Here is a 20,854-nt window from a genome sequence, read left to right on the forward strand (position 1 = left end):
CGGGCACCGCCTTGGCAATGGCATCGATGGCGTTGCTGAAATGCATGGACCTTCCCGTGTCAGTGTACCTGACAGGGAAAGGTCTCATGATCAGCTTATTGAAGGTAGGCTTAACTGACTGGCATTAGGCTCAGGCCCGGTTTTTTTGTGCCCAGACTTGTGCGCGAATATGACGCCGCAGGGCATCCTGATACATACTGGCATCAGACGCATGATGTTTCAGTGGGGGAGGCTTGCGAGTGATGCGCACGACAAAGGCAGGAGAGCAGTCAGGTTTTACGCTGATCGAGATGCTGATCACCGTCGCGGTGATCGGCATCCTCGCGTCGATCGCGTACCCGAGTTATCAGGGATATGTGGAAAGCGCCAGGGTAACTGACGGACAGGCGAAGCTAATGGAATTGGCGAGTGAGTTGGAGCGTTGCTATACCGCTGACTACTCCTATTCGGGCTGTATTTCTCTGCCAGTTGATTCTGATGAAGGGTATTACAAGGTGACAGGCTCGCCCTCGTCTTCTAGCTACACACTGACGGCTACGCACAGCGGCAGCCAGGTGAAGACCGCATGCAAAACTTTAACGATTGATCAGTCTGGGCAAACTACTCCTGACGCAGAGTGCTGGTGAAGCGATGAGAGCACGTGGCTTTACGCTGATCGAATTGCTGCTAACCATGGCAGTGGCCACCATTCTGGCGACCGTCGCGGTGCCCAACTTCGTGGACATGATCAACCGCCAGCGCTTCGCGACCGAGTTTAATAGCGTGCTAATTGGCCTAAACCTGGCGCGAAGCGAAGCGATCAAGCGACGTGAAAACGTAAGCTATGTAGTAACGGAAGATGGCGACCTTGATGCAGGCACCGGGTGGCAATGGCAAGTTCAAGAGGCGGACAATACTGTGATTCGGCAGGCCTCAGGTAGTGGGGAAATCGCCTTGACCCTTGATGGCCCCTCGAACCTTACCTTCAACTCCCTCGGTCGTATTGACGGAAATGGTTGTGATGATGGTTGCCGGATCGCGCTTGAAGGAGAGGGAAAGCCCCGTTATTACGGCATCGAGGTCAGCCGCTATGGGCGTATTGCCCGGCTGGATGAGGCGCCGGATGTAGCTGACGAGGAGGGCGCTTAATTGTCTCAGCGACTCACAGGCAGCTACCACACTAGAGGCTTCACGCTTGTCGAGGCGCTGGTGGCGCTACTGGTGTTATCCATCGGCCTTCTCGGCGTGGCCAGCATGCAGTTAAAGGCGCTGCAAAGTGCCCATGCCGGCTATCAGCGTTCCATTGCCAGCCTGGCTGCAGTAGATGCCCAGGAGCGAACTTGGTCAGAATTGGCAACGTTGGGTACCTGCCCCAACGACGCTCAGATTTCAAGTGTGTCAACTGACTGGAAGGGGCAATGGTTTGGGAGCGGAACGGCGATGTCAGATGCTGGTAATAGTGACATAGAGGAAACAGATGCCTGTGAGTATAAGGTGATCGTTAACTGGAGAGAGAGTCGGCTAGAAGCTGGGAACGGAAGCTTTGAATATATTTACCGCCTGCCTAATCTCTCGGGGTCATGACGGATGCATTATGGACAGGTTATGCGCGCACGGGGCAAGCATAGTGGCTTCTCATTGGTCGAGCTGATGGTAGCCATGGTCATCGGCCTAGTAATTATTCTCGGCGCTGGCCAGCTGTTCTTAAACGGGTTTCAGAGCTTTCGACAGGTGGAAGCGCTTGGCGACAAGCAGGCTGCGTTGACATTTGTGTCGGATGTGTTGGTTCGTGAGATACGCCGCGGGGACTTCGATCCTGACCGCTATGAGTTTAGAAGCGCCGAGGATGGGGAGAGCTGTACACTTTTTGACACTGTCGATGATCAGCCCATTGTTGATGGCTTTTCGGATGAGAGTGGCTGTAGTGGGAAATTAAATGTCACGCCGGATGCGGGCGGTGTTGACGGCTTGCATCGAGTTACCTTGACCTTGCAAGGTGAGGCATCAGCGTTCGAGTTTTATGCCATGAATCGGACGGCTGCTGTTAGTGGTGGCGGATGACAGCGGCGATGATCCTATGGATGGTTCACAGACAGCGCCAGATGAAAATAACCTAGACTTCTATGAGGATGGTAGCCGTATGTATGGTGATTCTTGATATAACAGCAGCGGAAAATACAAACCGAAACAGTGCTAAAGGGCAGGGCAAGCTATGAAAAATCAAACTGGCGCGGCCCTGATAGTTGTTCTTTCCATGCTGACAGCCTCTCTAATGTTAGGATTGACCAGCATGCAGTCGTCGCAGATCGACGAGCGGTTGGCGGGGAATTATAAGGCGGCTACTCAAGCGCAGATGAATGCTGAAAAAGCTGCATCTGAGCTGTTTTTAGGTTTGGAGGGAAAAGTTTCTTTAGCTCCGCCTGAGAAGCTAGAGTGGTCCGAATTTTCTAGTTTTGCGAACGATAATATTACTGGATGTTTGGCTTCAGGTGATGAAAAGCAAGCTTGTTTCTTAGAGCTAGAAGATGGTGATTTTGGTCAAGAAGAAGGTGACTATGTTGTTGCTATGGGAGCTATTGAGGATGGCAATGTCTCTGTAAGTGAGCCGGTTTTTGTTAAAGTTAGTACCTCTTTCTTTGGTTTTGATCCCGAAGCGACCGTCAGTTGTTTGGGTACTGGCTGCAGCTTCGTACCTGGCGAAGGTAATTCGGGGCCAGTAGTTGATGGTACTGATAGAGAAGCTGAAGGGAAAGCTTCAGGCTCCAATAGACCTGATCCAGTTTATGATGAAAATGGCGATAAGATATTTGTTCCCGCAGTGATAATGGGCGATATGAATAGTTCGCCTTTTTCGTCTCAAGGTGGAGGAGTTGAAGGCCAGGAGATATATACCTCCAGTGAGTATGCTTCTTTTAAGCAGTCTGCTTTGGGAGATGAGTACGAAGAAGCAAGCGATGGGTGGGATGCTGTAAAGGATGTTATCCAAAGTGAAATTGATAAAGCCGTAGGTAAAGCATCTGAGTCAAGCGAGGTTTTCTATGCTGGCCCGGGCGAAACAGTAAGCCCTGGCTCGGCGAGTGGTGTTGTCGTGATTGACGGAGGAACACTTAGCCTGGGTGGGAAAGATAAGTTTACAGGTCTTGTCATCATGCGTGGAGGAAATATCGTTTCCAAGGGAACTCCGGCGATAGTTGGTGCAATTATAGGTAATAATTATTCGTTTATGGGTAAAGGTAATCCTGCCGTTCTGTATAGTTCTGAAGCTATAGGGAATGCACAAAATGTAGGTGGTGGTAGTGGTGGCGCTTCAGAAATAATTAGCTGGCAGTGAAGCTTTAGTTGTATCGGGTTGATTTTATGGAGGGGTCTTTAGTCTGAGTAAAGCTGGTGTTGATATTCAGCACATTGGTCTTTCAGATTCCACACGCACCCTTCCAACATTATTGACGATGACGCTGGCACCTTCTTCCAGTCGCCCGCAGAGGCGAAAGGTGCCGTTGTAGCCCGATGAGCGGCCCAGCGCCTTGTAGCGCACCGGGCGATCATCATTCCGGTAAGTCACTGCGGGTAACTGGCTCTCGCCAAAGGTGCGCAACAACTCATCTCCTGGCTCACCCCGTCCTTCGAAGATCGCCAGAGTGGCCAGCCAGGCTTCACCCTCGGCATTGTTAGTAATCTCGCACTCTTTCATGTCCTGCGAGGGGCAGAGCGTCACGGTGCTACGCTTTGTAATGGCAGCACTGCGGGTTAGCGCGAGAGCGGTCTTCAGCCGCATGACCTCGGCGGCCACTTCGTTGCGAGCGCTGAAGGACTGAAAACTGGGTACGGCGACGGTTGCCATGATCACTACCACGGCAAGGGTCACCAGCAGTTCGATCAGCGTGAAGCCGGATTCTCGAGGGCGTATTTGAAACGTTGCTCTTGAGTACATGCCGGTCTCCTTCCCTGGAGCATTCGCGCCATACGACGCCGTTCTGTTCTCGGGCAGCCCTTGCCCTGAGTCATCACTCTTCGTTCTTTATGCCCAGCTCTTTACACCCGGTTCTTTACCCCTTCCTACATTCGGTTACCCTAGCCAAATCTGCCGTAAGCCAGAGCGTATTTTATTGTGAGTGATTTCCTGATTATTGGTGGTGGCGTCATCGGCATGATGACGGCGCTGCAATTGGCCGATGCGGGCCAGTCGGTAACCCTTGTAGAGCGCGGTGAGTGTGCCCGTGAGGCCTCCTGGGCGGGAGGCGGTATCGTCTCGCCGCTTTATCCTTGGCGGCATGCCGCACCGGTATCGCGCTTGTCGCGCTGGTCCGAGGGTTTCTACCCGGAGCTCAGCCTGCGGCTTCTGGAGGAGACCGGCATCGACCCGGAGTATCGCCAGAAGGGGCTCCTGTACCTGCGGGTTGAGGATGAAGAGCAGGCGCTTGGCTGGGCCCGGAACGCTGGCAAACCGCTTGAGAGGGTGGGGCCGGAGGTGATCTATGCCAAGGAACCGGCGGCAGCGCCCGGCTGCGATCAGGCGTTGTGGATGCCCACCCTTGGCAGCATTCGCAACCCACGCCTGGGCAGCGCGCTGCGAGCGCGACTGGCGGCGATGCCGAGGGTCACGCTGCGCGAGCATGAGGCGGTAATCGGCCTTGAGCGTGACGCCAGTGGCGCGGTGGTCGGTGCCCGGACACAAGGGGGACTTGTGACGGCGCAGCGGGTGATCGTCTGCGGCGGCGCCTGGGCGGCTCAGCTATTGGAGAGCGTCGAGGTGACGCTACCGGTGCGTCCGGTAAAGGGGCAGATGATCCTCTTCAAGGCGCCGCCCGGGCTCGTCCAGCGGGTGGTGCTGATGGACGGGCGTTACGTGATTCCCCGTGGCGATGGTCGCGTGCTGGCGGGGTCGACCCTCGAAGAGACGGGCTTCGACAAGGCCACTACCCACGAGGCGCGCGAATCCCTGTGGCAGAGTGCCACCCAGATCGTGCCGGCACTGGCTGACTGTGAGGTGGAGCATCACTGGGCCGGGTTGCGCCCCGGCTCGCCGGAAGGGATTCCGTTCATCGGCGCGGTGCCGGGTGTTGAAAACCTCTGGGTCAATGCCGGCCACTATCGCAACGGTTTGGTATTGGCACCGGCCTCTTCGCGCCTGCTGGTCGATGAGTTATTGGGCCGCGAGCCTATCCTCGACCCGACCCATTACCGCTTGGAAGGCCGCCTTGGCGAATAGGAAGCGGGCGCGTGGTGGAGAGGATAATAGTGAAGGGGAGGGCACCTGGGTGAAAAGAGCCCTCCCGTGATGATCGCCCTTCAGTCGTCATAGCCCTTTATTCGGAGGGCTGCTGCTCGGCGAGGTACTTGTCACGGTGGGGCGTGCCACAGAACCATTGGCCCTGCTCGCGAAGGGCCTCGTCTTCGGGCAAGTGCACCTGGCAGTAGACGCAGCGCACCATATGGCCGCCCTCCTGGCGATCTTCAGTTTGCTGCCATTCCTCGCGTTCGAGCTTCCAGTCGCGGTACATGCGGTAGAGCTTCAGGCCGGCCCAGAACAGCACGACAAAAATGATCAGGCGAATGATCAACAGGTTCATCCTTTTATGACTCCCAGGTTGGGCCGCGTGAGAAGGTTTGTGTTTTGCTACTCGGGCGGCCATGCGGGACAATGCGGTTATCCGAGAGTTTCGAGAGATTTCCCCGACCATGCAAGACTTGACGCTGGTGATGGCCCAATTCGACCCTTTGGTCGGCGATATTCCCGGCAATGCCGAGCGCGCCATTGAAGCCGTGCGCGAAGCGCGCATCGAGCACGGCGCGGATATCGTGGTATTCCCCGAACTGTTCCTGACCGGCTATCCGCCGGAGGACCTGCTGCTGCGCCCTTCCATGGAGACGCGCTTGCGAGAGGCCCGCGCGCACATGGCGGCCAAGGTCGCCGGTGATGTGCTGGTGATTATTGGTTATCCCGGACGGCGCGAGGGACACACCTATAACCTCGCAGGGTTGCTGTATAACGGCGTATGGCTCGATGAGTACGCCAAGCAGGCATTGCCGAACTATCTGGTGTTCGATGAGCAGCGCTACTTCAGCCCCGGCACAAAGCCGCTGGTCATTGAGCACCAGGGCGCGAAGCTCGGCATCCTGATCTGCGAAGATGTCTGGAAGACCGAGCCGGTGCGTCAGGCATGCGAGGCAGGTGCGGAAATTCTGATTACCATCAATTCCTCGCCCTACCATAAGGACAAGCCTGCTGAGCGCCTTGAACTGCTGAGTGAGCGTGCCGCCGAGGCCCAGCGCCCACTGGTGTATGTGAATCAGGTGGGTGGCCAGGATGAACTGGTGTTCGACGGCGGTTCGGCCTGCTTCGGTGCTGACGGTCAGCTGAAGGTTCAGGCGCCCCACTGGGCGGTGGGGCTGATGCCGGTGCAGTTTCTGCGTGAGCAGACGCACTGGGTACCGCAGGAGGGTGAATGCGAGCCGCTGCCCGACCCCGAAGAAAACCTCTATTGCGCGCTGGTGACCGGCGTACGTGATTACGTCAACAAGAGCGGATTCAAGGGCGTGGTGATCGGCCTGTCGGGGGGCATCGACTCGGCACTGACGCTTGCCATCGCGGTGGATGCCCTTGGCCCGGACCGGGTTCATGCGGTGATGATGCCGTATCACTACACGGCGGATATCTCCAAGGCTGATGCCGCCGAACAGGCCAAGCTGCTTGGCGTCAGCTATGAAGTGATGCCCATTGCGCCGATGGTCGAAAGCTTCATGGAGACGCTCACCGAGAGTTTCGCCGGCACCGAGCGCGACACCACCGAAGAGAACCTGCAGTCGCGCTGTCGTGGTGTGCTGCTGATGGCGATCTCCAACAAGAAAGGCCTGATGGTGCTGACCACCGGCAACAAGAGCGAGATGGCGGTCGGCTACGCCACGCTCTACGGTGATATGGTCGGCGGTTATAACGCCCTGAAAGACGTCTACAAGACCTGGGTCTACCGTCTGGCGCGTTGGCGCAACGATCAGGAACCGGCTATCCCTGAGCGGGTGATCGAGCGCCCGCCGTCTGCGGAGCTGGCGCCGGATCAGCAGGACAGCGACTCGCTGCCGGGGTACGACACCCTGGACGCTATCCTGGCGCGCTATATCGAGGGTGACATGAGTGCCGAGGCGATCATCGAGGCAGGTTATGCGCGCGATGATGTCTATCAGGTGGTCAAGCTGGTCGATCGTTGCGAGTACAAGCGCCGTCAGGCGCCAGTGGGCGTGCGCGTCACGCCGCGTGGCTTTGGTCGCGACCGTCGCTATCCGATCGTCAACGGTTGGCAGCCGGGCGACTAGTGCTGGTGATCGTTCGGGCAACGCGTACTCGTGTTGTAGTGCGACAAGCCAGTACTCGCCGATAAAAAACGCCCCGTCGGCTCTGCCGGCGGGGCGTTTTCGTGTCACTTTGACGAGCCCTCATGCCATCGTTGGTGAGGGCAAGACAGGCGGGTGATGAAGGGTCAGCTACCCAGGCGCAGCGTCTCTTTGACGTGTTCGCCGCGGAAGGTTCGGCCGTCCAGATGCTCGTGGTCCGGTGCGTTCTCGATCAGAGTAGTGAGCGCTTCACGGGCACGGTCGGTCATCCCCAGGCCCAGATAGCCTTCGACCATTACCGCCAGCGCGTCGGCATTGGACGGTGCCTCAGGGTAGTGAGAGATCACCCAGCGCCCACGTTTGACGGCGGCCAGGTAGGCACCCTTGCGCAGATAGAAGTCGGCGACCTGCAGCTCATGGCGGGCCAGCACATTGCGCAGATAGACCAGGCGCTGCTCGGCGTCAGGGGCGTACTCGCTGTCCGGGTAGCGCTCGATGAGATCCCGGAAGTCACTGTAGGACTCGCGGGTCGCGCCCAGGTCACGCTTGGAAATGTCGATCAGCTTGAGCCCTTCGAGGCTGAACCGGCCGGCCTGATAGGCCGCCAGGCCTCGCATGTAGTAGGCGTAGTCAACCTGGGGATGGTCCGGCTGCAGGCGGATGAAGCGGCTGGCGGCAGCCCGTGCCGATTCCCAGTTTTCGGCCTGGTAGTAGGCGTAGATCAGCTCCAGCTGCGCCTGCTCGGCGTGCTCGCCAAAGGGGTAGCGAGCGTCGAGCGCCTCAAGACGGCTGACAGCGTTGGTGTAATTCTGAGCCTCCATCGCCGTCATCGCCTGCTGATAGAGCTCGGCTTCCGCGATCTCGTCGGGAACGGTATCGTTGCCGGCGCAACCGGCGAGCAGGGCGGCTGCCAGGGCATAGGCGCCCAGCCGTGTACCACGGGGGAAAACGCGCATCATGGTCCTCGTCTCAAACAACCCGAATGGCCGTGGTAGAATTACGCAGCGGCTCATCATAAAGCACTCACGATAAACCACTCAGGGCAGGTCGCAAAGCGCCAAGCCTTGGTGTCTGGTGAGTGCCACGTCAAAGGCACACAGCCCCCATGTCAGAAACCGTACAACGCGACGCCCGCATTCCCGAGGCCATGGCCGGCCAGCGCCTTGACCAGGTGGCGGCCGAAGTCTTCTCCGACTTCTCCCGCGAGCGCCTGAAAGCCTGGATAAAATCGGGCGACCTGACCCTCGATGGTGCCCGTGCCAAGCCCAAGGACAAGATCTACGGCGGCGAGCAGCTGGTGCTGACCGCCGTGGTCGAAGACGAACTGCGCTTCGAGCCCCAGGACATCGATCTGGATATCGTCCATGAAGACGATGCCGTACTGGTGATCAACAAGCCTTCCGGCCTGGTCGTGCATCCGGCGGCCGGCAACCCTGATGGCACGCTGCTGAATGCGGTGCTGCATCACTGCCCGGACCTGGCCAGTGTACCCAGGGCAGGCATCGTGCACCGCCTCGACAAGGACACCACCGGGTTGATGGTGGTCGCCAAGACCCTCGCCGCCCAGACGAACCTGGTCGAGCAGCTTCAGGCGCGCAGTGTCTCGCGGGAATACGATGCCATCGTGACCGGGGTCGTGACTTCCGGTGGGCGCATTGATGCGCCGATCGGGCGCCACCCCAAGGATCGCAAGCGTCAGTCGGTGACGGCATCCGGCAAACCGGCGGTCACTCACTACCGGGTCACCGAGCGCTTCCGCAATCACACCCATGTGCGCTGCAAGCTCGAGACCGGGCGCACCCACCAGATCCGCGTGCATATGGCGCATCAGCGTTTCCCGCTGATTGGCGACAGCCTCTACGGCGGCCGCCTGAAGCTGCCGCCGGGAGCCGATGATGATCTCAAGGACCTGCTGCGTGGCTTCCCGCGTCAGGCCTTGCATGCGCGCAAGCTGGCCTTCGTACATCCGCAAAGTGGGCAGCGCCTCGAGTTTCGCGCCGCGCTGCCCGACGATATGCTGATGCTGCTCGATTACCTGCGCGACGATCATGCCACCATGCGATGAGGCCATGCCTTGCAGAGGACCCCGGTGATGACGGACCCCGCTGAGACACTCCACCCCTATCCCACGCTGGTGCTGCCTGATTGGCCGGCCCCGAGTACGGTGCGGGCACTGGTGACCACCCGCGAGACAGGACCCAGTGAGGGGCCGTTCGCGGCGTTCAATACGGCCGAGCATGTCGATGACGACCCGGCCATGGTGGCGCGCTGTCGTGAGCTGTTGCAGGCCGAGGTGGGTAGCGACCGCCCGCTACTTTGGCTCGACCAGGTGCATGGTGCCAACGTGCAGCAGGTGTACGTCCCTGGGGCGCCGCAGGCGGATGCCGCGGTAGCCTTCGATGGCAGCCATGCCTGTGTGGTGCAGAGCGCCGACTGTCTGCCGGTGTTTTTCTGCGATCAGCGTGGCACTCGGGTCGGCATCGCGCATGCCGGCTGGCGCGGGCTCGCCGGCGGCGTGCTTGAGGCCACGGTGGCGGCGCTTGGCGCCGAGCCTAGCGAGTTGATGGCCTGGCTGGGCCCGGCGATCTCCAATGCCCAGTTCGAGGTGGGGCCCGAGGTGCATGACGCCTTTGTGGCCGTGCAGCCAGAAGCCAAGAGTGCCTTCGAACCAAGCCCCTATCGTCTCGGTCACTATATGGCCGATGTCTATCGCCTGGCGCGCCTGCGTCTCGAGCGGCTGGGCGTCGCGCACATCAGCGGCGGTCACTTCTGCACTGCCTGCGAACCCCGCTTCTACTCCCACCGCCGCGATGACGGCGTCACAGGCCGTATGGCCAGTGTGATCTGGCTTCGCTGAGTCAGCGCGGCGCCCAGCGTTGTATGACCGAGGCCTGAAGGCACGCGCTTCAGGGCCTGAGTTGATCTGCATCAAGTCGCCGCATCTTTCCTTGGGCAGACGCCTTGAAAGCGGGCCGCCATACCTCCATTGATACTGTCAAGAGAAGAAACAGGCTGGCGGCGTGTCTGATCACGTCGCCTCCCGATGGAGGATACCTATGCGATTCGACAAATTTACGGCCAAGTTGCAGAACGCCGTCTCCGATGCCCAGTCTCTGGCCGTGGGCCGCGGGCACAACCAGCTCGAGCCCGGCCACCTGCTGCTGGCGCTGCTGGATGCCAGCGACACTGGCGTCAAGGCGCTGGTACAGAAGGCCGGGGGTGATGTAAATCGGCTGCGCGACGGCCTCTCCGGCCATCTCGACGAACTGCCCAAGGTCGCCAACTTCGATGGCGAGGTGCAGCCGTCACGCGACCTGATCAAGCTTTTCAACCTTACCGACCGCGAAGCGCAGAAGCGCGGCGATCAGTACATCGCAAGCGAGCTGGTGCTGCTGGCTGCGTTGGAGATGGGCGGTGCGGTGACCAAGCGGCTGACTCAGGCCGGGGTGACCCGCAAGGCGCTGGAGACCGCCGTCGACGACGTACGGGGTGGCGAACGGGTCGATGACCCCAACGCCGAGGACCAGCGCGAAGCCCTGGAGAAGTACACCCTGGACCTCAATGAGCGGGCCGCTAGCGGCAAGATCGACCCGGTCATCGGCCGCGACGACGAAATTCGCCGCGCCATCCAGGTGCTGCAGCGCCGCACCAAGAACAACCCGGTGCTGATCGGTGAGCCCGGCGTTGGCAAGACGGCCATCGTCGAGGGGCTTGCCCAGCGCATCGTCGACGGTGAGGTACCGGAAGGGCTCAAGGACAAGCGCGTGCTGTCGCTGGATATGGGCGCGCTGCTCGCTGGTGCCAAGTTTCGCGGTGAATTTGAAGAGCGCCTCAAGGCAGTGCTCAAGGAGCTCGCCCAGGAAGAAGGCCGGGTGATCCTGTTCATCGACGAGCTGCACACCATGGTCGGCGCCGGCAAGGCCGAGGGTTCCATGGATGCCGGCAACATGCTCAAGCCGGCCCTGGCGCGCGGTGAGCTGCACTGTGTCGGTGCCACGACGCTCGATGAATACCGCAAGTACATCGAGAAGGATGCGGCCCTCGAACGTCGCTTCCAGAAGGTGCAGGTGGACGAGCCCTCCGAAGAGGATACCGTGGCCATCCTGCGTGGCCTCAAGGAGCGCTATGAGGTGCACCACGGGGTCGACATCACCGATGGTGCGATCATCGCCGCGGCCAAGCTGTCGACGCGCTATATCACCGATCGCCAGCTGCCTGACAAGGCCATCGACCTGATCGATGAGGCCTCCTCGCGCATCCGCATGGAGCTCGACTCCAAGCCCGAGGAGATGGATCGCCTCGACCGGCGCCTGATCCAGCTCAAGATGGAGCGCGAGCATCTCAAGAAGGAGACCGATGAGGCTTCCAAGAAGCGACTCGAGGGCCTCGAGGAGCAAATCGGCGAGCTCGAACGCGAATATGCCGATCTCGACGAGATCTGGAAGGCCGAGAAGGCCAGTATCCAGGGGGCGGCCCAGTTCAAGGACGAGCTCGATCGCGCCCGCATCGACCTGGAGCAGGCTCGTCGCCAGGGGGACCTGGCGCGCATGTCCGAGATCCAGTACGGGGTGATCCCTGATCTGGAGAAGAAGATCGCCGAGAGTGCGGAGGCCGAAGCCGATACCGACACCTCAAAGCATCGGCTGTTGCGTTCCAACGTCACCGAGGAAGAAATCGCCGAGGTCGTGTCGCGCTGGACCGGCATCCCGGTGTCCAAGATGCTCGAGGGCGAGCGTGACAAGCTGCTGCGCATGGAAGAGGCGCTGCACGAGCGGGTGATCGGTCAGGACGAGGCGGTCACCGCGGTGGCCAATGCGGTGCGTCGTTCCCGGGCCGGGCTTGCCGACCCCAACCGCCCCAATGGCTCCTTCCTGTTCCTCGGCCCGACCGGGGTGGGCAAGACCGAGCTGTGCAAGTCGCTCGCCAACTACCTCTTTGACACCGAAGAGGCCATGGTGCGCATCGACATGTCCGAGTTCATGGAGAAACACTCCGTGGCACGTCTGATCGGTGCGCCGCCGGGCTATGTCGGCTATGAAGAAGGTGGCTACTTGACCGAGGCGGTGCGTCGCAAGCCTTATTCGGTGTTGCTGCTCGACGAGGTCGAAAAGGCCCATGCCGATGTCTTCAACATCCTGCTGCAGGTGCTGGAGGATGGCCGCCTCACCGACGGACAGGGGCGTACCGTGGACTTCCGCAACACGGTGATCGTGATGACCTCCAACATGGGCTCGGACATCATCCAGCGCATGGGCGGCGAGAGCAGTGGTGATGGCGAGAAAGACTACGCGCAGATGAAAGAGAGCGTGATGGCGGTGGTCGGCGACCACTTCCGTCCCGAGCTGATCAACCGCATCGACGAAGTGGTGGTCTTCCACGCGCTCGGCCAGGAGCAGATTCAGGCCATTGCCAGCATCCAGCTCGAGCGCCTGCGTTCTCGTCTCGCCGAGCGGGACCTGTCGCTTGAAGTCAGCGATGAAGCGCTGGCTCAGCTTGCGGTGGTGGGCTTCGATCCGGTGTTTGGTGCCAGGCCTCTCAAGCGGGCGATCCAGAGCCGGATCGAAAACCCGCTGGCTCAGGACCTGCTCGCCGGCAAGTTTGCCCCGGGCGAAACCATCAAGGTGGCAAGCGAAGACGGCAAGCTGACGTTCAGTAAGCAATAACATCAACGCTTGTCCGCCGCGTAGTAGCTCGTGTGCATGAGAAAGGCCCGCCTCCCAGGAGGCGGGCCTTTTGTCGTTCAGCGTGCGTGTTGCCGCCCTCGATGGTCAGGCGAGGGCGCGAGTCGCGCTCAGCGGTTGCCGGCGGTGGCGGATTGCGCCGTGGGCGTCGGTTCGCGAACCAGGCGCTCCTGCAGGGCCTCCAGCGACACGCCCTTGGTTTCTGGCATCAGGAACTTCACGAACAGCACCTGCAGCGCCATCATCACCGCGAAGAAGGCGAACACCGGGCCGCCATTGAAGGTGCCCAGCACCCAGGGCATCACCAGGGTGATAAGGGCCGCGCAGATCCAGTGTACCGAGCTGCCGAAGGACTGGCCGCGGGCGCGCACATGGTTGGGGAAGACCTCGGCGATGAACACCCAGATGATCGCCCCCTGGCTGATCGCATGGGCCGCGATGAACAGCCCCAGCAGCAGCGGCACCTCGAGCCCGCCGAGGTTGCCAAGGTAGAAGGCCCGAGAGATCAGTACCAGCGAGACCAGGTAGCCCACCGAGCCGATATACAGCAGGGTGCGACGGCCCAGGCGGTCGATCAGGGCCATGCCGGCCATGGTGAAGACCAGGTTGACCAAGCCGATGCCGGCCGAGGAGAGCAGGGCGACGCTGCTGCCGAGCTCGGCGGCCTCGAGCACCCGCGGCGCATAGTAGATGATGAAGTTGATGCCCGAGAGCTGGTTGAAGAAGGCGATCAGGAAGGCCAGCAGGATCGGCAGACGGTAGCGGCCGGAGAAGAAAGGGGCGTGCGCCTTCTGCTCACTGGTTTCCGCGGCGCGGATCGCGGCGATCTCGGCATCCACGTCGGCGTTGGGCTCGATCATTCGGAGGACCCGAGAAGCTTCCTCAACGTCATTGCGCTTGAGGATCAGCCAGCGCGGGCTCTTCGGCACCCGACAGATCATCAGGGTATACAGCAGTGCCGGCACGGCTTCGATGCCCAGCATCCAGCGCCACGCCCCCTCGCCGAGCATCGAACCCAGCACGTAGTTGGACACGAAGGCCATCAGGATGCCGAACACGATGTTGAACTGGTACAGGCCGACCAGGGCGCCGCGATGCTTGGCCGGTGCGATCTCGGAGATGTAGGTGGGCGCTGCCACCGAGGAGATGCCCACGCCGATGCCGCCGATCAGTCGGAAGAAGGAGAACCAGAAGGGATCGGTGGCCAACGCTGAACCGAGCGCCGAGCCCAGATAGAGGATGCCGATCAGCACCAGGGTGGCCCGACGGCCCAGCTTGTCGGTCGGCCAGTTGCCGAAGATTGCGCCGAGTACGGTGCCCCACAGCGCCATCGACATGATCAGCAGGCCATGCTGCAGATCGCTCAGCCCCCAGAGGGCCTGAATGGGTTTGTCGGCGCCGGAGATGACGGCGGTATCGAAGCCGAACAGGAAGCCGGCGAGGGCTACTGTGATCGACCACTGTATGATGCGAGACATGGGAGACTCCTGGCAGAGTCGCCTTTCGTCGTCGTTTCTCGTGCGCCTGGGGTCAGGGAAGCGCGGCCCGAGAATCATGGATGAATCGATTCACTTGATGGCCAAAAAAACGCGGCGAAAGGCGCGGCTTGTGTTTGTCGACGTTTGCTGAAACGTGTCAGCAGGTCGTCATTACAGCAGCTGACCGGAATTTCCACCACTCAACGGCATTAGACATTGGTTCAATGGTCGGGCGTCGGTACCATAATGTCCCGCACCCACGAGGCACCACCGGGTGCGCGATCGCCGGTTGAGGCCGTGTGTTAGCGTCAAGTTAGCGCATGATGCCTTTTCACGGTTGACACTACCGGGGGGCTATTGGAGTCTTGACGGTTCCTGATTGCGGGCGCGGACGAATCCGGGCGATCCCCGACCGCCGCGCGAAGGGTAGGTCGCAGGACCTCTACCCGCCGAAGGACTTTCCGGGCACGGCTACCCGCCTTGCTCGGCCAACGCCCCGACACGGTAAACCGCCGTGATGTGAGTGCTGGCCCTATCCGGGCCGAATGAAGCCAGGGTTTGGCATCAGGTGCCGGCATCGACCGGCCGCGGCATACCGCCGCACTCGACTTGCGTGACCCACAGGGCATGGCAAGGCACTCGAGACCTCCAGGGGAGAAACACAGTGGAACTGCTTTCCGGCGCCGACATGATCGCCCGCTTCCTTCAGGACGAGGGCGTCGAATATATCTATGGCTATCCCGGCGGAGCGGCGTTGCATATCTATGACGCCCTGTTTCGTCAGGACAAGGTCAAACACATTCTGGTACGCCACGAGCAGGCCGCGACGCATGCCGCCGACGGCTATGCCCGAGCGTCTGGCAAGCCCGGTACCGTGCTGGTCACCTCGGGTCCCGGCGCGACCAACGCCGTGACCGGCATCGCCACCGCCTACATGGACTCGATTCCATTGGTGGTGATCTGCGGACAGGTGATGAGCCACCTGATCGGCGACGATGCCTTCCAGGAAACCGACATCATCGGCGTGACCCGTCCGGTGGTGAAGCACAGCTTCTCGATTCGGCATCCTTCGGAGATTCCCGAGGTGCTGAAGAAGGCGTATTACCTCGCCGGGACCGGTCGCCCCGGTCCGGTGGTGGTAGACGTGCCCAAGGACATGACCGCTCCTACCGAGCGTTACGAGTACGTCTACCCGAAGAAGGTCAAGCTGCGCTCCTACAATCCGGTCAGTCGCGGTCATACCGGGCAGATCAAGAAGGCCGTGGAGCTGATGCTCAAGGCCAAGCGCCCGGTGTTCTATACCGGCGGCGGTGTGGTCACCGGCAACGCGAGTGAAGGGCTGACCAATCTGGTCAAGCACTTGGGCTTTCCGATCACGACCACGCTGATGGGTATTGGCGCCTATCCGCAGAGTGATCGCCAATGTCTCGGTTGGCTGGGTATGCACGGCTCCTATGAGTCGAACATGGCCATGCACCATGCCGACCTGGTGATCGCCATCGGCGCGCGCTTCGATGACCGGGTGACCAACAACACCTCCAAGTTCTGCCCCACGGCCAAGATCGTCCACGTCGACATCGACCCAAGCTCGGTGTCCAAGACCGTGCGTGCCGACGTGCCCATCGTCGGGCCGGCGGCGAGCGTCATCAGCGAGATGATCAGCCTAGTGCAGGGCAAGGAAATCAGCCAGCCCGAGGCACTGACCGAATGGTGGCAGAAGATCGATGGCTGGCGCGACGAGCGGGCGGGCAAACTCTATGAGCCTTCCCAGCAGGGCGAGCCGCTCAAGCCGCAGGAAGTGATCGAAGCCATTTGCCGGGTAACCCGTGGCGAGGCCTTCGTGACCACCGATGTCGGCCAGCATCAGATGTTCGCCGCCCAGTACTACAAGTTCGACAAGCCCAACCGTTTCATCACCTCGGGCGGACTTGGCACCATGGGCTTCGGTTTTCCGGCGGCCATGGGGATCAAGAAGAGCTACCCGGATGATGATGTGGTCTGCATCACCGGTGAGGGCAGCTTCCAGATGATGATGCAGGAGCTTTCCACCTGTAAGCAGTACGGGGTGGGGGTGAAGATCATCAACCTGAATAACGGCTCGCTGGGCATGGTGCGCCAGTGGCAGGACCTGAACTACAAGTCCCGTCACGCCCAGTCCTACATGGAGTCGTTGCCGGACTTTCAGATGCTGATCGAGTCGTATGGCTTCACCGCCCTCAAGGTGGAACGTCACGAGGATCTCGAGCCCGCTCTCGAACGGGCCTTCGCCGACAATAACGAGCTGGTGTTCCTCGACGTCTACGTCGACCCACGCGAGCACGTTTATCCGATGCAGGTGCCCTTGGGCTCCATGCGTGACATGCTGCTTTCGAAGACGGAGCGGACCTGATGCGCCATATCATCTCTATCCTGATGGAAAACGAACCCGGCGCCTTGTCTCGTGTGGTGGGGCTGTTTTCGCAGCGTAACTACAACATCGAGTCGCTCAACGTCGCGCCGACCGAAGATCCGACACTGTCGCGGCTGACCGTGACCACTGTGGGGGATGACCGGGTGATCGAGCAGATCACCAAGCATCTCAACAAGCTGATCGACGTGGTCAAGCTGGTCGATCTGACCGAAGGCCAGCACATCGAGCGCGAGCTGATGATGGTCAAGGTCAAGGCACTGGGCGCTGCTCGTGACGAGGTCAAGCGTACCGCCGACATCTTCCGTGCTCAGGTGGTCGACGTAACGCCGAATCTTTACACGGTGCAGATCACCGGCGATGCCGGCAAGCTGGATGCCTTCCTCCAGGCCATGGCCCCGGTAGGTATTCTCGAAGTGGCGCGCACCGGTGTCTCGGGGATCGCCCGGGGCGACAAGGTGCTGAGCCTCTGACGGCTTGTCTCGATCACAAGCTTAGGCCTGCCATGAAAGCCGCTCTCCGGAGCGGCTTTTTTGTGTCTGGTCGAAGGGCCTTGGCGAGGGAAGAGGGACGCTCCTGTCATTGGTGCGACGAGACTTCGGCCCACAGGGCGCGGATCAGGGGGCTCTTCAGCCTTCGCTGGGCCACGCACAGGCCCACGTCGTAGTGAGGGAGTTCTGGCTTGACGGCCAGGGGCTGCACGCGATTGGCGAGGGGGCTATTGTCGACCACGATCTTTGGCACGACCCCAATGCCGAAACCGAGCCCGACCATGCTGACAATGGCCTCGTGCCCGGCAACCTGGGCGTAGATGCGGGGCGAAATGCCCAGTGCCTTGAACCAGGTATCACTGTACTCGCGAGACAGGCCTGATTCGGAAAGGATCATCGGCACCTCGGCCCACTGCTCGGCGGTGGGGATCTCCGGGTGGGCAGGCATCCAGTCGGCGCCATCCCGAGGCGCGATGAACACCAGTGGTGAAGTGGTCATCGGCTTGAAAGCCAGTGCATCGTGAAGGCGTCGCGGTCGTGGTGTGATCGCCATGTCTTCATCGCCGGCCAAGACCCGTGCGATGGAGTGGGCCGGGTCACCGGTATGCAGCTTGAGTTCGATGCGGGGATGGCGGATACGAAAGTTACTGAGTAGCTCGTACAGAAAACTGTAGCTTGCCGTCACCGAGCAGAAGATGCTGATCTCGCCCGAGAGCGTTGCCGTGTCTTCCATCAGGGAGTGACGCACCAGTTCCCATTGTTCCAGGGCATCTCGGGCGTAGTCCTGAAAGGTCAGGCCCTGGTGGGTCAGCGCCACATGTCGGTTATCGCGCTCGAAGAGCGTTACGCCCAGGCTCTCCTCGAGTGAGCGGATCGAGCGCGAGAGCGTCGAGGGGCTGACGTGGCAGGCATCGCTGGCGCGGCCAAAATGCAGCGTGTCGGCCAGGCTCAGGAAGTGGCGGAGGTCGCGCATGTCCATGGGCGTTATTGCACTTTTCGGGATGTGATGTTGCAAATATAGCGTTTTACGCAACGCGATGTCTGTCGTATCGTCTCTTCATCGGCACCAACACCAGAAGCGCTGCGATAGACGGCGCGGGTCGCCATCAACGCTGACACTTTTCTCTCCCGTTATCAGGAATTTTATTATGCGCGTTTATTACGACAAGGACTGCGATCTCTCCCTCATCCAGGGCAAGAAGGTCACCATCGTGGGTTACGGTTCACAGGGCCATGCCCATGCCAACAACCTGAAGGAATCCGGCGTCGACGTCACTGTCGCCCTGCGCCCGGAATCTTCCTCGGCCGCCAAGGCGGAAGCCGCCGGCCTCAAGGTGGCCTCTGTCGCCGAGGCGAGCAAGACCGCTGACGTGGTCATGCTGCTGGCGCCTGATGAGAACCAGAAGGCCATCTACGAGCAGGAAGTGGCGCCGAACCTGAAGCAAGGCGCAACACTCGCCTTCGCCCACGGCTTCAACATCCACTACAACCAGATCGAGCCGCGCAAGGATCTGGACGTGATCATGATCGCCCCCAAGGCGCCGGGTCACACCGTGCGTTCCGAGTTCGTGAAGGGCGGCGGCATTCCCGACCTGATCGCCGTTCAGCAGGACGCCACCGGTAACGCCAAGGCGCTGGCGCTCTCCTACGCGGCAGGTGTCGGCGGTGGCCGTACCGGTATCATCGAGACCACTTTCCGTGCCGAGACCGAAACGGATCTGTTCGGCGAGCAAGCCGTACTGTGTGGCGGTGCCGTCGAGCTGGTCAAGGCCGGTTTCGAGACCCTGACCGAAGCAGGCTACGAGCCGGAAATGGCCTACTTCGAGTGCCTGCATGAGCTCAAGCTGATTGTCGACCTGATGTATGAAGGCGGCATCGCCAACATGAACTACTCGATCTCCAACAACGCGGAGTTTGGCGAGTACTTCACTGGCAAGGAAGTCATCAACGACCAGTCTCGTGAAGCGATGCGCAATGCGCTCAAGCGTATTCAGAACGGCGACTATGCCAAGAGCTTCATCACCGAGAGCCAGACCAACTATCCGTCAATGACTGCGCGTCGTCGCCTCAACGCGGAACACCCGATCGAGCAGGTCGGCGAGAAGCTGCGCTCCATGATGCCCTGGATCGCCGCCAACCAGTTGGTCGACAAGTCCAAGAACTGATCGAACCATCCCGGTTGTAACGACAGCGAGGGCGCGGATTTCCGCGCCCTCGCTGTTTGCGTTGGGGGAGCCTGACTGTCGTTGAGGTAGCTAGCATGTAGAATGGTTCCCGTGTCGCTGACACATATCCCAGCAACGGAAGACCTCTATGAGTCAGGATTCGCAAAAGACCGAGTACGAGCACGAGCGCCCCGAGCATGACGAAGACGTCACCACGACGTTTTTGCGCGAGACGGAAGTCGTCGAAGAGGCAGTCGAGGATGGCAAGAAGATCCGGCGGCGTGGCATATACTTGCTGCCGAACCTGTTCACCACCTCCGCACTGTTTTCGGGATTCTTCGCCGTGGTCGCCGGTATCAATGGTGATTTCTCGGCGGCGGCCATTGCCATCTTTATCGCCATGGTGCTCGACGGCCTGGACGGCCGCGTCGCGCGCATGACCAACACTCAGAGTGCCTTCGGTGCCGAGTACGATAGCCTCGCCGACATGATTTCCTTCGGCATGGCGCCTGCCCTGGTCGCCTTCACCTGGATTCTTCAGGACATCGGCAAGATCGGTTGGGTAGTGGCCTTCCTGTATGTGGCCTGTGCCGCTCTCCGGCTGGCCCGCTTCAATGTCCAGATCGGCTCCACTGACAAGAAGTGGTTCATCGGCCTGCCCAGTCCCTCTGCCGCCGCTCTGGTGGCCGCCAGTGTCTGGACGTTCCACAGCTTCGATGCCAATGCCTTCTTCTTCAAGCTGCTCATGCTGGCGGTGGTTGCCGCATCAGGGGTGCTGATGGTCAGTAATATTCGCTACTACAGCTTCAAGGATGTCGACCTCAAGGGGCCGGTGCCTTTTGTGGTGTTGCTCGCCATCGTGCTGGGTTTCGTGGTGATCTCGGTGGAGCCGGCGGTCATGCTGCTGTTGCTCTTCGCCGTCTATGTCGCGTCCGGCCCGGTATTCGCCGTGCTGCGCAAGGTGAAGAAACAGCCGGCGAGCTGACGTGCTTCGCGTGCAAGCGCTGACAGGTAGCGGCTGTGATAGATAGCGCCTCCAAACGCCCGCCCTCGTGCGGGCGTTGTCGTGAGCGGGGCCTGGTTATCCACAGCCCCTCGCCCCTGTCATCTATCCACAACCGCTCATTCACCTTTTTGCAAGAAAGGGGTTGTGTAGCTCCGCGATAGTCCGTAGAGTACGCATCCGCTGCCGCCGACGAGCAAACGTCGGAAGCGGTGTAGGGTGTTGGAAGCACTTGTTTTCGTTAAGGTTTTTCGGTTCGCTTGAATCGATCGGCATTGACAAGACAGTCGGAAACGGTAAAATGCTCCTCCACTCGATCGG

The 20,854-nt window shown here is 60.4% G+C and carries 19 protein-coding genes; 14 read left to right on the forward strand and 5 right to left on the reverse strand.

Annotation, left to right across the window (positions count from 1 at the left end):
- Window positions 1-242: 242 nt before the first annotated feature.
- From HF027_RS15790 to HF027_RS15075, 5 genes are all read left to right on the forward strand, one after another.
- Window positions 243-626, forward strand: coding sequence for a type IV pilin protein (locus HF027_RS15790; protein WP_168017051.1), 384 nt, complete (start codon window positions 243-245; stop codon window positions 624-626).
- 4 nt (window positions 627-630) lie between these two features.
- A complete protein-coding gene (locus HF027_RS15525) occupies window positions 631-1,128 on the forward strand; it encodes a GspH/FimT family pseudopilin (protein WP_209316471.1) in 498 nt (165 codons plus the stop codon).
- Window positions 1,129-1,563: a type IV pilus modification protein PilV gene (gene pilV, locus HF027_RS15065; RefSeq protein WP_168017053.1), complete on the forward strand. Its 435-nt coding sequence runs from the start codon at window positions 1,129-1,131 to the stop codon at window positions 1,561-1,563.
- A 3-nt stretch (window positions 1,564-1,566) separates the two neighbouring features.
- Entirely contained in the window at window positions 1,567-2,040 is a 474-nt protein-coding gene (locus HF027_RS15070; protein WP_245184877.1) for a PilW family protein, read from the forward strand.
- Between the two features lie 151 nt (window positions 2,041-2,191).
- Window positions 2,192-3,310: a hypothetical protein gene (locus HF027_RS15075; protein ID WP_168017055.1), complete on the forward strand. Its 1,119-nt coding sequence runs from the start codon at window positions 2,192-2,194 to the stop codon at window positions 3,308-3,310.
- A gap of 66 nt (window positions 3,311-3,376) precedes the next feature.
- Here HF027_RS15075 and HF027_RS15080 read toward each other — a convergent pair whose 3' ends face one another.
- Window positions 3,377-3,910 (reverse strand): GspH/FimT family pseudopilin, encoded by a 534-nt coding sequence (locus HF027_RS15080; RefSeq protein ID WP_168017083.1) that lies wholly within the window; start codon window positions 3,908-3,910, stop codon window positions 3,377-3,379.
- A 177-nt stretch (window positions 3,911-4,087) separates the two neighbouring features.
- Here HF027_RS15080 and thiO point away from each other — a divergent pair, with 177 nt between their 5' ends.
- Entirely contained in the window at window positions 4,088-5,188 is a 1,101-nt protein-coding gene (gene thiO / locus HF027_RS15085) for a glycine oxidase ThiO (protein ID WP_168017057.1), read from the forward strand.
- 97 nt (window positions 5,189-5,285) lie between these two features.
- On the opposite strand, the gene HF027_RS15090 is transcribed toward thiO, so the two are convergent.
- Window positions 5,286-5,549 carry a PP0621 family protein gene (locus tag HF027_RS15090; RefSeq protein WP_168017059.1) on the reverse strand — a complete coding sequence of 88 codons (264 nt, stop codon included), beginning with the start codon at window positions 5,547-5,549 and terminating at the stop codon, window positions 5,286-5,288.
- Between the two features lie 109 nt (window positions 5,550-5,658).
- On the opposite strand from HF027_RS15090, the gene HF027_RS15095 reads away from it, so the two are divergent.
- A complete protein-coding gene (locus tag HF027_RS15095) occupies window positions 5,659-7,290 on the forward strand; it encodes an NAD+ synthase (RefSeq protein ID WP_168017061.1) in 1,632 nt (543 codons plus the stop codon).
- Window positions 7,291-7,454: 164 nt separating this feature from the next.
- Here the strand turns inward: HF027_RS15095 and HF027_RS15100 are convergent, their stop codons facing one another.
- Window positions 7,455-8,264 (reverse strand): outer membrane protein assembly factor BamD, encoded by an 810-nt coding sequence (locus HF027_RS15100; RefSeq protein ID WP_168017063.1) that lies wholly within the window; start codon window positions 8,262-8,264, stop codon window positions 7,455-7,457.
- Between the two features lie 149 nt (window positions 8,265-8,413).
- Here HF027_RS15100 and rluD point away from each other — a divergent pair, with 149 nt between their 5' ends.
- From rluD to clpB, 3 genes are all read left to right on the forward strand, one after another.
- A complete protein-coding gene (gene rluD, locus HF027_RS15105; RefSeq protein ID WP_168017065.1) occupies window positions 8,414-9,373 on the forward strand; it encodes a 23S rRNA pseudouridine(1911/1915/1917) synthase RluD in 960 nt (319 codons plus the stop codon).
- A gap of 27 nt (window positions 9,374-9,400) precedes the next feature.
- Window positions 9,401-10,165, forward strand: coding sequence for a peptidoglycan editing factor PgeF (gene pgeF / locus HF027_RS15110; protein WP_168017067.1), 765 nt, complete (start codon window positions 9,401-9,403; stop codon window positions 10,163-10,165).
- 199 nt (window positions 10,166-10,364) lie between these two features.
- Window positions 10,365-12,971, forward strand: a complete 2,607-nt coding sequence (clpB, locus tag HF027_RS15115; protein ID WP_168017069.1) for an ATP-dependent chaperone ClpB — start codon at window positions 10,365-10,367, stop codon at window positions 12,969-12,971.
- A 128-nt stretch (window positions 12,972-13,099) separates the two neighbouring features.
- Here clpB and HF027_RS15120 read toward each other — a convergent pair whose 3' ends face one another.
- Window positions 13,100-14,467 carry a sugar porter family MFS transporter gene (locus tag HF027_RS15120; RefSeq protein ID WP_168017071.1) on the reverse strand — a complete coding sequence of 456 codons (1,368 nt, stop codon included), beginning with the start codon at window positions 14,465-14,467 and terminating at the stop codon, window positions 13,100-13,102.
- A 664-nt stretch (window positions 14,468-15,131) separates the two neighbouring features.
- Between HF027_RS15120 and HF027_RS15125 the strand changes: the two genes are divergently transcribed.
- Window positions 15,132-16,856 carry an acetolactate synthase 3 large subunit gene (locus HF027_RS15125; RefSeq protein ID WP_168017073.1) on the forward strand — a complete coding sequence of 575 codons (1,725 nt, stop codon included), beginning with the start codon at window positions 15,132-15,134 and terminating at the stop codon, window positions 16,854-16,856.
- Window positions 16,856-17,347: an acetolactate synthase small subunit gene (ilvN, locus tag HF027_RS15130; RefSeq protein WP_136255851.1), complete on the forward strand. Its 492-nt coding sequence runs from the start codon at window positions 16,856-16,858 to the stop codon at window positions 17,345-17,347. The genes HF027_RS15125 and ilvN overlap by 1 nt, the downstream gene beginning before the upstream one ends.
- Window positions 17,348-17,453: 106 nt before the next feature.
- On the opposite strand, the gene ilvY is transcribed toward ilvN, so the two are convergent.
- The gene (gene ilvY, locus HF027_RS15135) at window positions 17,454-18,344 is read right to left on the reverse strand and encodes an HTH-type transcriptional activator IlvY (protein WP_168017075.1); all 891 of its coding nucleotides are present in this window, start codon (window positions 18,342-18,344) and stop codon (window positions 17,454-17,456) included.
- A 169-nt stretch (window positions 18,345-18,513) separates the two neighbouring features.
- On the opposite strand from ilvY, the gene ilvC reads away from it, so the two are divergent.
- Together ilvC and pssA are read left to right on the forward strand one after the other, a co-directional pair.
- Window positions 18,514-19,530, forward strand: a complete 1,017-nt coding sequence (gene ilvC / locus HF027_RS15140; protein WP_168017077.1) for a ketol-acid reductoisomerase — start codon at window positions 18,514-18,516, stop codon at window positions 19,528-19,530.
- 148 nt (window positions 19,531-19,678) lie between these two features.
- On the forward strand, window positions 19,679-20,515 hold the full coding sequence (gene pssA / locus HF027_RS15145; protein WP_168017079.1) for a CDP-diacylglycerol--serine O-phosphatidyltransferase: 837 nt from the start codon (window positions 19,679-19,681) through the stop codon (window positions 20,513-20,515).
- Window positions 20,516-20,854: the final 339 nt, after the last annotated feature.

The organism is Halomonas salinarum (genome assembly GCF_012062845.1).
Taxonomy (GTDB): Bacteria; Pseudomonadota; Gammaproteobacteria; order Pseudomonadales; family Halomonadaceae; genus Onishia; species Onishia salinarum.

Coding starts and splice junctions, on each gene's coding strand:
- HF027_RS15790 (WP_168017051.1), top strand. CDS start 243: ATGCGCACGACAAAGGCAGGAGAGCAGTCAGGTTTTACGCTGATCGAG.
- HF027_RS15525 (WP_209316471.1), top strand. CDS start 631: ATGAGAGCACGTGGCTTTACGCTGATCGAATTGCTGCTAACCATGGCA.
- HF027_RS15070 (WP_245184877.1), top strand. CDS start 1,567: ATGCATTATGGACAGGTTATGCGCGCACGGGGCAAGCATAGTGGCTTC.
- HF027_RS15075 (WP_168017055.1), top strand. CDS start 2,192: ATGAAAAATCAAACTGGCGCGGCCCTGATAGTTGTTCTTTCCATGCTG.
- HF027_RS15080 (WP_168017083.1), bottom strand. CDS start 3,910: ATGTACTCAAGAGCAACGTTTCAAATACGCCCTCGAGAATCCGGCTTC.
- HF027_RS15090 (WP_168017059.1), bottom strand. CDS start 5,549: ATGAACCTGTTGATCATTCGCCTGATCATTTTTGTCGTGCTGTTCTGG.
- HF027_RS15095 (WP_168017061.1), top strand. CDS start 5,659: ATGCAAGACTTGACGCTGGTGATGGCCCAATTCGACCCTTTGGTCGGC.
- HF027_RS15100 (WP_168017063.1), bottom strand. CDS start 8,264: ATGCGCGTTTTCCCCCGTGGTACACGGCTGGGCGCCTATGCCCTGGCA.
- rluD (WP_168017065.1), top strand. CDS start 8,414: ATGTCAGAAACCGTACAACGCGACGCCCGCATTCCCGAGGCCATGGCC.
- pgeF (WP_168017067.1), top strand. CDS start 9,401: ATGACGGACCCCGCTGAGACACTCCACCCCTATCCCACGCTGGTGCTG.
- clpB (WP_168017069.1), top strand. CDS start 10,365: ATGCGATTCGACAAATTTACGGCCAAGTTGCAGAACGCCGTCTCCGAT.
- HF027_RS15120 (WP_168017071.1), bottom strand. CDS start 14,467: ATGTCTCGCATCATACAGTGGTCGATCACAGTAGCCCTCGCCGGCTTC.
- ilvN (WP_136255851.1), top strand. CDS start 16,856: ATGCGCCATATCATCTCTATCCTGATGGAAAACGAACCCGGCGCCTTG.
- ilvY (WP_168017075.1), bottom strand. CDS start 18,344: ATGGACATGCGCGACCTCCGCCACTTCCTGAGCCTGGCCGACACGCTG.
- ilvC (WP_168017077.1), top strand. CDS start 18,514: ATGCGCGTTTATTACGACAAGGACTGCGATCTCTCCCTCATCCAGGGC.
- pssA (WP_168017079.1), top strand. CDS start 19,679: ATGAGTCAGGATTCGCAAAAGACCGAGTACGAGCACGAGCGCCCCGAG.